Below are 13,018 nucleotides of genomic sequence, written 5' to 3' on the forward strand. Positions count from 1 at the left end.
TGTAATAAATATAAACATCTTTACAAATTTAAAATATTAATTAAATTTTTAATACAACACTACTATCAAAATTTACTATTTAGTAACAAAATATTTTTGCTCAATTAAATCATTATAATATCTTATGTCAAAACATATTTAAATATAAAAACAAACTATAATAATTTCATTATATATATCTAAATATGTAAATATTTACATACATTATTTATATGAAACTATAAATTAAACTAATTAAGCTTAAATAATTATTAATAATTTATTTACCCTTACATTTTAGATAATATTTATTATTGTAGGTGAATTATTTTAATATAAATATTAAAATAATTCACCTACAATAATAAATATATGCTATACTTTAAAGAATTAAATTCCAATAATAACATATTGCAATTGTTAACCTATAATTGTAATCGTGTATTATATATCATATTTGTTATTATAAATAATATACTTATATAAGTGGTAATTAACATACTTATAACCTCAATAACATATCTAAATAGAATAAACTTAATTATAATTAAAAGGAAACAAAATTGGAATCACCATTAGGATCAGATTTAGCGCGTCTTGTAAGAATATGGCGCGCTTTAATTGATCATCGTTTAAAACCTTTAAAACTTACACAAACACATTGGATTACATTGCATAATATTTATCAATTACCTCCAGAACAATCTCAAATCCAATTAGCAAAAGCCATAGGGATCGAACAACCATCTTTAGTAAGAACACTAGACCAACTTGAAGAAAAATCATTAATTATCAGACATACTTGTGTGCATGATCGACGAGCTAAGCGAATTAAATTAACTGAAAAGGCCCAACCTGTCATTATAGAAGTAAATCGGGTTATTTCTACTACTAGAAACGAAATTTTCAATGGAATTAATAATGAAGAAATAATTTTTCTAAATAACATCATTTCTAAATTAGAAAAAAATATCATAAATTTACATAATAAAAATTAAGAATATCTATAAAATTTAAAATATATATTTATCATGTAGTACCAATGAACTTATACAGTAATGAGAAAACTTTATAATAACAAACCTCCTCAAATTCCATCTTATCATAAATACCTAATAACTACTATTTGTAATTCATAAATAGTGATTACTTCATAAGACAATATGACTATTTTATGAGCACTAAAATAGATTAATCATTATTCCTATTTTTTCTCATGCTATTATTTACTTTAAATAGTAACGCAAAATATGTTATTGTATCTTACAATAATTAATAAAAAATCAATATTTTATGTCAGTAAATAACACTAATATCTCTTGTATCAGACGAGAATATACATTTGGACAACTGCGCTATTCAGACTTGACTGACCAGCCTATTCAGTTATTTTCCACATGGTTAAATCAAGCTTATTTTGCACAAGTACCTGATCCTACTGCAATGTGCCTAGCTACAGTAGATCATGTTGGTCAACCTCACCAACGTATAGTACTATTAAAGGGATTTACCAACAAAGAAATGGTATTTTTTACTAATCTTAATAGTCATAAAGCTATACATTTAACTAATAACCCAAAAGTTAGTTTATGCTTTCCTTGGAATATAATGGATAGACAAGTAATAGTAACCGGAACCGCTTGCAAACTGTCAGAACGAGATGTTTTACAACAATTTTATACACGCCCAAAAAATAACCAAATCAGCACATGGACATCCAATCAGTCTCAAGTTATTTCTTCTAAAAATGTCCTGAACAATAAATTTTTAGAATTAAAAAAAAAATATTTAGATACAAAAATACCATTTCCTGAATTTTGGGGTGGATACAAAATCAATATAAATAGCATGGAGTTCTGGCAAGGAGGAATAAATAGATTACACGACCGATTTATATATCAACGATATAATCATACATGGTATATTTATCGTTTATCCCCTTAATTATAACTACTGTAATTCCAATGAATTTAATAATATATTAAAATAAAATCAGATTAACATAATAATATTTAATATATAAGTACATATAAAATCCTTAATTTAATTTGCTAAAACATATCTATATGAACAATAAAAATTGTGACATAATACAGTATTTATATGAACGTAATTTAATCGCACAAATTACAGATAAAAAATCATTGATTGAAATATTAAAATCAAAATCAATAACTTTATATTGCGGATTCGATCCAACATCTGATAGTCTACATATTGGACACTTAATTCTACTATTATGTTTAAGACAATTTCAGAGATCTGGACATCGCCCTTTAATTCTGATAGGAGGAGGTACTGGATTAATAGGCGATCCAAGTTTTAAAAAATCAAAGCGAAATACTAATTTAATTGATACAATACAAAAATGGTCAGAAAAAATAAAACATCAAATTTCTCTATTTGTAGATTGCTCTTATGGACCACATTCACAAGCTTGTATAGTTAATAATTATGATTGGTTGTCTTCCATCCCATTGTTAACATTTTTAAGAAATATTGGAAATTTTTTTTCTGTGAATAAAATGATTAATAAAGATTCTATAAAAAAAAGATTACAAAAAAACAATTATGGGATCTCTTATTCTGAATTTTCCTACAATTTGTTGCAAAGTTACGACTTTGCCTATTTATATAAAAAATACAATGCAATACTACAAATTGGAGGTTCTGATCAATGGGGAAATATTGTTTCAGGAATCGATTTAGTACGTCGCATGTATAAAAGCACTGCCTATGGACTTACTGTTCCGTTGCTTACTAAATCTGATAATACCAAATTCGGAAAAACAGAAAAAAATACAATATGGCTAGATAGAAAAAAAACCAGTCCTTATAAATTTTATCAACATTGGATTAATTCTTCTGATAAAGAAGTATATTATTTTCTTAAACTCTTTACCAATATAGACATAGATACAATTAATATATTAAAACAAGAAGATAATATAAGTAATACAAAACCACAAGCTCAAACCATACTAGCAGACAAAATTACCCGATTAGTTCATGGAAAAGAAGGATTGAAAACTGCTCAAAACATTACTAATAATCTTTTCACGGGACAAACACATAAATTAACTTTAAATGATTTCGAACAATTATTACAAGACGGCATACCGACTGTGCTGCTTAAATTAGGTATCACATTACAACAAGCATTAGTAGAATCTAATTTAGTATCTTCTCGAGCACAAGCCCGAAAATTAATTATGTCCAACAGTATTACTATAAACTCAAAAAAACAATTAAAAACAGAATATGTATTCCATGCATCTGATAGATTACATAATCGTTTTACTTTGTTAAAACGCGGAAAAAAACACTATTGCTTAATCCAATGGGAATAAACTCACTATCCATAAATTAATGATGATAATACATTGATTTGATTATTGCTATAATGCAATCAAATTTATATTTTTATTAAAAATATAAAAGTTTATACCCCATTCCATCTACAATATTTTAGTAATCCACTATATATTTCTACCCACACATATAATAAATCATAATTTTTTTTTAAATTCACACAAATCTTTAATTACACAAATCCAACAATTTGGACGCTTAGCACGACACACATTCCTACCATGCAACATTAACCACTGATGGCAATTATTTTTAAATTCTTTTGGCACCACCGACAGCAATTTTTTTTCTACAGACAAAACATTATTTCCCGGCGCAAAACAACTACGATTACAAAATCTAAAAACATGCGTATCTACCGCAATTGTAGGTCGGCCAAAAATTAAATTTAAAACAATATTAGCAGTTTTACGCCCAACTCCAGGTAAAGCTTCTAATCCAACGCGAGTTGATGGCAACGTACTGTTATAATTTTCTACTAATAAATAACAAGTTTTAATAATATTCTTGGCTTTAGTATTAAATAAACCAATAGATTTAATATAATTTTTAACCCCGTCCAAACCAAGTCGTAACATATCCTTTGGTGTATTAGCTATTTGAAACAACCTCTGTGTTACTTTATTAACTTGAATATCACTTGTTTTAGCTGAAAGTAATACTGCAATTAATAATTCAAACTCCGATCGATAAATTAATTCAATAACTGGATATTTATTATTATCTCGTAATTTACACAAAATTTGATAACGTTTAATTCGATTCATTGATGGAACTTCTTTATATTATTTTATAAAACAATATATAATATTTACTGTTAATTAACCCTTATATATTATCGTTATTCACAACGATAGTTTTTATAATTTTTTAGAAGAATTAATCATATTTTTAGGGCAAACCCACATATCAAATTGTTTTTCATTTACATATCCTAATTGCAATGCAGATTCTTTTAAACTTAACCCTTCTAAATGTGCTTTTTTAGCAATTTCTGCTGCTTTATCGTATCCAATGTAAGGATTTAATGCAGTAACCAACATAAGCGAACTATCAAGTAATTCTGAAATCCGTTGATGCTTCGGTTGAATACCTGCAGCACAGTATTTATGAAAGCTATCTATACCATCTGATAGCAAACGTACTGATTGTAAAAAATTATATATAATTAATGGCCTATATACATTCAACTCAAGATGCCCAGATGATCCACCAATGTTTATACTAACATCATTTCCCATAACTTGAGCGCATAACATAGTCATAGATTCACATTGAGTTGGATTCACTTTTCCAGGCATAATCGAACTGCCTGGCTCATTTATAGGAATACTTAATTCGCCTATACCACATCTAGGTCCAGAAGATAATAAACGTATATCATTAGCAATTTTCATCATAGAAACTGCCAAACCTTTCAAAGAACCATGACTGTGCACTAATGCGTCGCATGTTGATAGAGATTCAAATTTATTTGGTGCACTAACAAAATGATATTTAGTAATAAGTGATAAAACACCAGCGACACGTTTAGCATATTCCGGATGAGTATTAATACCTGTGCCCACTGCTGTGCCTCCTAATGCTAACTCACATAAATGAGGAACAGTAACTTCTATGTGATCTATACTATGCTTCAACATAGATACCCAGGCAGAAATTTCTTGCCCCAAAGTTAATGGAGTAGCATCTTGAAGATGAGTACGCCCTATTTTAATAATATCATTAAATTCCACAGACTTATCAATCAGAGTTTTTTGCAATATTTTTACTTTAGGCATCAATTGTTCGTTCAAATTCACTACTGCTGCGATATGCATAGCGCTAGGAAAAACATCATTCGAACTTTGACTCTTATTGACATGATCATTTGGATGCACAAATTTATTATCTACATTTTGTTCATTACTCAATAATTCATTAGCTCTATTAGCTAAAACCTCGTTCATATTCATATTGCTTTGAGTTCCAGATCCAGTTTGCCAAACAGATATTGGAAACTCATCTTTATGTATTCCAGATAATACTTCATCTGCAGCTTGAATAATTGCTTGAGCTCGTTTACAGTCTAATAATCCCAAATCATAGTTTACCTGTGCCGCTGCGCGTTTAATTTGTGCTAATGCATTTATTAATGAAAAAGGCATTTTTTCATCAGAAATATTAAAATATTTCAATGCACGTTGTGTTTGAGCTCCCCATAACCGATTGCTTGGTACTAATACTGTACCCAATGTATCTTTCTCTATACGTACCGTCATAATAATGATAATTTTAACTATTAAAATTCATTAATTTATCTGTCTTTATTAAATTTAAAATTATATATACTAATTTTCACACTATGTCAGTTATTAGTGATATTATTCTCAAGTTTAGATTTTAAAATCTAAATTTTATTCATTTAATAGATTCAAATACAATATTAACTTATTTGAAATAAAATAAGATTAAAATGTAAACGTAGGATACATTATTTATATATACACAAATATATCAATTAACATAAAAGTCGTATCATGTTGATATTCATTATACTAGGAATAATATTACAAGCATTTATATATGACGAAATCGCTTGGTGTAATACAGCTGCTCGCCCTAAATTTAACATTAATGATAATATATTTCAAGTTGATTCATATCAACAAAAAATGAAACTATATACATATGATGATCACAAGCATAACACTCTGAATATTTATCCCTACACAATTAATAAACCAAATGTTCGTAGCCATTATAATTATACATCTCCCTTATCTTCTACCTATAGATCTAAAATACAATTACAAAATGATTCAGTAAATGTATTTCATTCATTTCAAGCACGACACAATATACATCAAGAAAATCTATCCTTTATGCAATTAGGAATACATAATCTTTTATCAAAACAGATTTTAAATTTGGGGGGGGGTAAGAGATATCTATATAACAACAAATATGCTATTGGATGTAATACCTTATATCATTGCCCTATGTCTAATAAAAACAACCAACCATACTCAATTAATTTTGGTATAGAATATTGGCTACATAATACATTATTTATGCTAAGTAATTATTATAATTTAGATAATATTTTTACTTCTAAAAAATCATTACAACAGTATGATATACATACGCCAAACAGTGGTTATAAAATGCATATTCAATTTAAATTTCCATATTTTTTAGCATTTACTGGTAAAATAAAATTAGAACAATTTCTTTATAATAAAGAATATAGAAAAATTTTTAATACAAAAAATAATGATTACTATTTATCATTAGATCTAAACTATAAACCTATTCCCATATTAGGTTTAAATATAAATAATATTTTTATAAACAAGAAATATTGTAATACTGCTTGTCAAATATTAATTGACTACCAATTCGGCATTCCTATTTCAGAACAAATACGATATATAAACAAAAGCAATACATCCTTATTGCAATCCCTTAATAATACTATAATACAACCATTTATACCGACTATAATTCAATACAATGAATGCGTATTTTTGAATAATTATAGTAACAACAAATCGTTATCGTATACTCAACAAATAACAGGTTATCCTGGAGAAATTAAAATAATTGAAACTGACGATCATCAGGATAAATATGCGCAATGGAATTTAAATTTATTGAAAAATCAGGGAGGTAATATTGTTCCAATAACAAATAGTACTTACGCCCTTTGTTTACCTAATCATCCTATTACTAGAGAAGACGACATTTTCATTTCACATATTACTAATATAACCAAAAATAGTGGTCAAAAACAAAAAAAACAAAATATACACATTTTGGTAAAAAATTTTTCACAGAAAAACCTAGCTACTGCTAATTCACAACAAAATAATGTCTCTGCTATTACTGCTAATAATGACTCTGGAATCAATGTTACAGAAAATACAATCCAAAATGTACCAATATACAAAGAAGAATATTATAATGTTAAAGCTAATACATCAATGTCTCATCTTACCATACAAGATGATACTGCAACGAAAACTATACAAAATACCGATCAGATAGAAAATGATTTTGTATTCCCAGCACCGCCTCCTCCTCCAATTCCTGTTACATTTTCAGAACAACAACTAACGACGGAGATTGCATCTTCCACACCAAATAATACATTGTTATCATCTTCGTCTTACACAACAATTCCTTCGAATAATCAACATCAAACTTATTCCTCAATCAATAATGAAGAGGAGCATCAAATAACACACGACAATGACTTTACAGAATGTTCTAATCTTGAATTTAGTCTACATGACGATTTATCACAACGCTTATCAATACACAAAAAATCTAAATTTTCTTTAATAGGTACTGAAGAACATATAAATAAACTTGAAAGTGTCATATCAGAGCGCAAAAAAACTAAACCCCCTAGTAGTGATATGGCACAGATATTTTTCAAATTAAATCTTAATCAATCTTCCTCATCTGTTAGCGAAGATGGTGATACGGACAACAGCAATGATAGCTTTAATTCAAGAAATTAAAATTAATGCTTTTTATAAAAATTATAGATTACTACATTGATTTTATTTTTAAAGATTTTAAATCTAAATTAAGTATTATACAAAATTATCAACATCTATTATTCACATATTGATAATATTTAATTCAAAATATTATATAAAAAATGGTCATGATTTTTTTAATACTTTATCCCTAACCAAATAGAAGAAATATTGGATTTGATTCCAAATAAGTTTAGTGCTCTTGCCACAGTGTAACAAACAATATCATCTATAGTTTTTGGATGTACATAATATGCAGGAACAGGTGGCATAATTACTGCTCCAAATTCTGTTAATTTAACCATTGTACGCAAATGTCCCAAATGTAACGGAGTTTCCCTAATCATTAATACTAATCTACGCCTTTCTTTTAACGTTACATCTGCAACACGACTAATCAATGATGACGTCATTCCTGAGCTAATTTCTGACATAGTTTTTATAGAACATGGAGCAATTAACATACCTAAAGTTGGATATGATCCGCTAGCGACTGATGCTCCCATATCTTGCGGAAAATGAACAACATCTGCTAATTCATATACAGCTTGTTTATTCATCTTTAGTTCTTGCTGTAATGTAATCAATGCATTTCGAGTCACAATAAGATGAGATTCTATATTTAAATTACATTGTTTTAACATAGTTAACGCACGAATTCCATAAATACCTCCAGAAGCCCCTGATATTCCCACCACCAAACGTAATTGTTGCTGCATAATTATTTTTATGTCCTACACTAATATAAACAAAAACATTAATTATTCTCAATAATGAAGTATTATGTAACATTTAATATTTTGGCATTACAATTAACAAAAATTACCCATATATTTCCAAAATCTAATGCCCACATTAAAAGTGTATATTGGTTATATTTACTATTATTAATAGTACTACTTTCCAACTAAAATATTAGTAATAATATGAAAATAAAAATAATGAACAAAACACTTAACTTTTTTTGTTCGTAGTATTAATGATTTAAAACATACCGTATTATATAATAAATTGACAATAATATTATTACCAATAATGATTAAATTTATTTAATCATTTATTTTTAAATAATATGTTGACACGTCTCAATGATTCTGGAGTATCTACACTAATATTAAATACATTATCGATTACAGATACATATATTGATTCTCCATGCCACAGTACTCTAAGCTGTTCAAGTTGCTCAAGTTTCTCCAATGGGCTTCTAGTCCATCCAATATAATGACGCAAAAAATCAACTTGATATGAATAAATACCGATATGACGTAATAAAATACTAGATGACTTATCATCTGAATCAGTATCAAAGTATCCCCGATTCCATGGGATCATAGAACGAGAAAAATAAAGAGCATTGTTATGTATGTCTATAACAACTTTGACGACATTATCATCGCGTGCTTCTTCTAAAGAATTCAACGATGTTGCTAAGGTCACCATACCAGCTGTAAGTCTAACTGAATCTAAAGTATTAGCAACTTGACGAATCATAATAGGAGAAATTAAAGGTTCATCACCTTGAAGGTGTACAATAATTTGATTATCTGGAAATTTATAATTAATAGCTACTTCTGCAAGACGTTCGGTTCCTGATTGATGATCAGAACGCGTTAAATATACCTCTCCTTCAGATTGTTCCGATTCAACTGCTTCCGCTATACGAACACTGTCAGTAGCAACAATTACCTTATCAGCACCAGAATCTAAAGCTTGTTCCATAACACGAACAATCATAGGTTTTCCATGAATATCTGCTAAAGCTTTCCCTGGAAAACGTGTCGAAAAAAATCGGACAGGTATAATTACTACAAAATTCATTTTTGATCCTTTTGTGGCACAACATTACGAGCATTTCTTTTTAAAAGAACTGGAATTCCCTTTCGTATCGGAAAAGCTAAATTATCAACATTGCAAATCAATTCTTTTTGTTCTAAATCAAAATATAATTTTGAATAACATACAGGACATACAATGATACTTAGTAGTCGACATCTCATCATAACATAATTAATCTATCAAATATTAATTTTTTCACGCATTTTATATATCTTTGTTGTATACATGCATTCTGCATATACAAAATAACTCGTCCAAATTACAATATAAATTATCGTAATTAAATAACCGCATATATATTGATGATATATATGCGGTTATTTAATTCCAACTCATAGTGATCATGTCGTTGATAAATTTTCATGATCACTATGAGTTGGAATTAAAATTTTTATAACACTCAATCTTATCTTCTACCGTACACAATAAATTGTCTGTATCTATTTTAGATATCTTAACCTCCATGCGTACATACCACCAATTATTATGAGCAAAATCTAGACATTTAACTGCGTCTTTTTCAGTCATCAATAATGTTTCATTTTTTTTAGTCAAGGATGTTAGCATTTTTTCATAATATATCTGATGATCAGAAAACGAAACCGTTCTAACAGGAGTAATGCCATAATTTTGTAAAGTACCGAAAAACTGTGTAGGATATCCAATTCCTGCTATAGCTACAACATTACTCAAAAAATTAAGAGGCCTACTTTCTCCTGTTAACATATTTATTACAGCGCTAGGATATAATTGCATTAATATCTCTCCAGAAATTAAATCTTCTTTTGATCCATTTGCAATAATTGCTTGTACTGTATGCAGTCTGTTTGTTCGCTCACGCATAGGACCTGCTGGCAACCAACAACCATTGCCAAATCGAAACAAACTATTAACCACTACCCATTCTATATCCCTAAAGAGCGCATAATGTTGCAGCCCATCATCACTTATTATAATATCTAGTTTTTGCATTCGTAACAATGCAGCAACTGCATCAGCACGTTTCGGAGAAACTGCTACTAAAACCCCAGTGCGCTTCCAAATCAGCATAGGTTCATCCCCACATTCATTACTGTGAGTATTTATATTAATAACAATCGGATAATTCTTTGATTTACCTTTGTAACCTCGTGAAACAACTCCAACCTTCCAACCACGATGTTGCAACTGTTCTACTAACCATAATACCATTGGTGTTTTTCCATTTCCTCCAATTGTTACATTTCCTATAATTACTATTGGAACCGAAAATCTATATACTTTACGCCATCCATACTTATAACTAATACGATTCAGCGTACTTACTAACCCATATAACCAAGAAAATGGTAACAAAAATAAATAACACAATGACGATCTAAACCAAATACAAGCAAACATTAAGAAAATTGTAATCTATGTAATTGAGCATAAATCCCTTGATGACGTATTAAAACTGCATGAACCCCACGTTCTATAATATAGCCATTTTCAATCACCAATATTTCATCTGCATTTTCAATAGTAGATAAACGATGCGCTATGACCAATGATGTTCTATTCTTTTTTAACGCATCAAGTGATTTATGAATAACATACTCTGATGCAGAATCTAAAGCAGAGGTAGCTTCATCAAAAATTAAAATCGGACAATTTCTTAATAAAGCACGTGCAATAGCAATACGTTGACGTTGTCCACTAGATAACAAAATACCATTTTCACCTACAACAGTGTCCAATCCATTTTTCATTTTAGAAATAAAATCCATGGCACATGCCATACGAGCTGCAGTTTCAATAGATTCTCTAGAATAAATATTTTTACGTGCATACGCTATATTATTAGCGATAGTATCATTAAATAAATGAACATGCTGAGATACTATAGCTACCTGATTACGTAAAGAAGAGAGTTTATAATCGTTTAAGTTGAATCCATCGAGTAATATACGTCCTTTATTTATTTCATAAAAACGAGTTAACAAATTTACGATAGTAGATTTTCCAGAACCAGACCGTCCCACCAAAGCAACGGTTTTTCCTGCTTCAACAGTAAAATTAATTTTATAAAGCGATGGTGTACTTTTATCAGGATAAAAAAAAGTAACATTGTCAAAAACAATATGACCCTTTACTCGTTTAATATTCAGTGTGCCTTGATCTCTTTCTGTCTCTAAATCCAGAATTGAAAATAAAGTTTGACAAGCTGCCATTCCACGCTGGAATTGAGCACTAACATTAGTCAAAGATTTTAATGGCTTCATCAAAACTATCATAGATGAAAAAATAACAGTAATCGTTCCAGCAGTCAGCATTTCCATGATACTTGGAATACTAGCTGCATACAGTACGCACGCTAATGCTAATGATGCAAAAAATTGAATCAAAGGATCAAAAATGGATGAAGTTTGTACCATCTTCATACTTTGTTGTCTCATGCAATTACTTACATGATTAAATCTATCTTTCTCTGTATGTTGTCCTCCAAATACTAACACTTCTTTATGTCCTTTAAGCATTTGTTCAGCGCTACTAGTTAATTGACCCATAGCGCTCTGCATCTTTTTACTGATTGCTCTAAATCTATAAGAAACGCATTTAATAGTGATAGACACTATTGGAGCAATTAGTACCAAGATTAATGATAATTGCCAACTATAATAAAACATCATGATACATAAACCAATAATAGATGCCCCTTCTCTAATAACAGTGATTAAAGCTCCAGAAGAAGAAGAAGCAACTTGGTCAGAATCATAAGTAATTCTAGACACCAACGTACCGATAGATTGTTTTACAAAAAACGAAACTGGCATGTTCATAATATGCTTAAACAATGCACGTCTCATCTGCATAACTACTTTTCCAGATACCCAAGATATACAATAAGTAGACGCAAATCCACTAAACCCACGAATTCCCATTAATCCAACTAAAGCTAATGGCATCCATACAAATACATCTCTATTAGCTCTTCCAAATCCATCATCAAGTAGAGGTTTTAATAAAGCTAACATTAAAGCATCACTTGTTGCGTTTAAAATTAAAGTAATAGTTGCAACAACTAACCCTACTCTAAAAGGGAAAATTATTGGCCAGAGACGACGAAAAGTTTTCCAAGTAGAAGAATAATTTTTATTGTACCGCGACATTTATGTCCCTGACACCAGAGTTTATTTTTGTACTAAAACATATAGACAAATCTTATCTAAGATAACTATAGATATGGAACAGTTTAAAATTTATCAAATATCTCCCGCCGCACTCTTATGAAATAAACCATATTAAAATATAAACACTACCATATCTATACATAAAAC

At 29.1% G+C, this 13,018-nt stretch carries 11 protein-coding genes; 4 read left to right on the forward strand and 7 right to left on the reverse strand.

The window, feature by feature from the left end:
• The first annotated feature begins 542 nt into the window (after nt 1-542).
• From slyA to tyrS, 3 genes are all read left to right on the forward strand, one after another.
• Complete coding sequence (slyA, locus tag Bsans602_RS01900; protein ID WP_500836853.1) at nt 543-977, forward strand: transcriptional regulator SlyA; 435 nt, start codon at nt 543-545, stop codon at nt 975-977.
• 295 nt (nt 978-1,272) lie between these two features.
• Nucleotides 1,273-1,923 (forward strand): pyridoxamine 5'-phosphate oxidase, encoded by a 651-nt coding sequence (gene pdxH / locus Bsans602_RS01905; protein WP_500836854.1) that lies wholly within the window; start codon nt 1,273-1,275, stop codon nt 1,921-1,923.
• A 122-nt stretch (nt 1,924-2,045) separates the two neighbouring features.
• The gene (gene tyrS, locus Bsans602_RS01910; protein WP_500836855.1) at nt 2,046-3,329 is read left to right on the forward strand and encodes a tyrosine--tRNA ligase; all 1,284 of its coding nucleotides are present in this window, start codon (nt 2,046-2,048) and stop codon (nt 3,327-3,329) included.
• 159 nt (nt 3,330-3,488) lie between these two features.
• On the opposite strand, the gene nth is transcribed toward tyrS, so the two are convergent.
• Complete coding sequence (nth, locus tag Bsans602_RS01915; protein WP_500836856.1) at nt 3,489-4,118, reverse strand: endonuclease III; 630 nt, start codon at nt 4,116-4,118, stop codon at nt 3,489-3,491.
• Nucleotides 4,119-4,211: 93 nt separating this feature from the next.
• A complete protein-coding gene (gene fumC, locus Bsans602_RS01920) occupies nt 4,212-5,615 on the reverse strand; it encodes a class II fumarate hydratase (RefSeq protein ID WP_500837389.1) in 1,404 nt (467 codons plus the stop codon).
• A gap of 255 nt (nt 5,616-5,870) precedes the next feature.
• Here fumC and Bsans602_RS01925 point away from each other — a divergent pair, with 255 nt between their 5' ends.
• Nucleotides 5,871-7,859 carry an inverse autotransporter beta domain-containing protein gene (locus Bsans602_RS01925; RefSeq protein WP_500836857.1) on the forward strand — a complete coding sequence of 663 codons (1,989 nt, stop codon included), beginning with the start codon at nt 5,871-5,873 and terminating at the stop codon, nt 7,857-7,859.
• Between the two features lie 158 nt (nt 7,860-8,017).
• Here Bsans602_RS01925 and Bsans602_RS01930 read toward each other — a convergent pair whose 3' ends face one another.
• From Bsans602_RS01930 to msbA, 5 genes are all read right to left on the reverse strand, one after another.
• On the reverse strand, nt 8,018-8,599 hold the full coding sequence (locus tag Bsans602_RS01930; RefSeq protein ID WP_500836858.1) for a UbiX family flavin prenyltransferase: 582 nt from the start codon (nt 8,597-8,599) through the stop codon (nt 8,018-8,020).
• A gap of 334 nt (nt 8,600-8,933) precedes the next feature.
• Nucleotides 8,934-9,701: a 3-deoxy-manno-octulosonate cytidylyltransferase gene (gene kdsB, locus Bsans602_RS01935; protein ID WP_500836859.1), complete on the reverse strand. Its 768-nt coding sequence runs from the start codon at nt 9,699-9,701 to the stop codon at nt 8,934-8,936.
• Nucleotides 9,698-9,883 carry a Trm112 family protein gene (locus tag Bsans602_RS01940; RefSeq protein ID WP_500836860.1) on the reverse strand — a complete coding sequence of 62 codons (186 nt, stop codon included), beginning with the start codon at nt 9,881-9,883 and terminating at the stop codon, nt 9,698-9,700. The genes kdsB and Bsans602_RS01940 overlap by 4 nt, the downstream gene beginning before the upstream one ends.
• Before the next feature lie 205 nt (nt 9,884-10,088).
• Nucleotides 10,089-11,099 (reverse strand): tetraacyldisaccharide 4'-kinase, encoded by a 1,011-nt coding sequence (gene lpxK, locus Bsans602_RS01945; protein WP_500836861.1) that lies wholly within the window; start codon nt 11,097-11,099, stop codon nt 10,089-10,091.
• Nucleotides 11,099-12,850 (reverse strand): lipid A ABC transporter ATP-binding protein/permease MsbA, encoded by a 1,752-nt coding sequence (msbA, locus tag Bsans602_RS01950; RefSeq protein WP_500836862.1) that lies wholly within the window; start codon nt 12,848-12,850, stop codon nt 11,099-11,101. The genes lpxK and msbA overlap by 1 nt, the downstream gene beginning before the upstream one ends.
• Between the last annotated feature and the right edge of the window lie 168 nt (nt 12,851-13,018).

The organism is Candidatus Blochmannia sansabeanus (nom. nud.), assembly GCF_059935345.1.

Coding starts and splice junctions, on each gene's coding strand:
- pdxH (WP_500836854.1), top strand. CDS start 1,273: ATGTCAGTAAATAACACTAATATCTCTTGTATCAGACGAGAATATACA.
- tyrS (WP_500836855.1), top strand. CDS start 2,046: ATGAACAATAAAAATTGTGACATAATACAGTATTTATATGAACGTAAT.
- nth (WP_500836856.1), bottom strand. CDS start 4,118: ATGAATCGAATTAAACGTTATCAAATTTTGTGTAAATTACGAGATAAT.
- Bsans602_RS01925 (WP_500836857.1), top strand. CDS start 5,871: ATGTTGATATTCATTATACTAGGAATAATATTACAAGCATTTATATAT.
- Bsans602_RS01930 (WP_500836858.1), bottom strand. CDS start 8,599: ATGCAGCAACAATTACGTTTGGTGGTGGGAATATCAGGGGCTTCTGGA.
- kdsB (WP_500836859.1), bottom strand. CDS start 9,701: ATGAATTTTGTAGTAATTATACCTGTCCGATTTTTTTCGACACGTTTT.
- Bsans602_RS01940 (WP_500836860.1), bottom strand. CDS start 9,883: ATGATGAGATGTCGACTACTAAGTATCATTGTATGTCCTGTATGTTAT.
- lpxK (WP_500836861.1), bottom strand. CDS start 11,099: ATGTTTGCTTGTATTTGGTTTAGATCGTCATTGTGTTATTTATTTTTG.
- msbA (WP_500836862.1), bottom strand. CDS start 12,850: ATGTCGCGGTACAATAAAAATTATTCTTCTACTTGGAAAACTTTTCGT.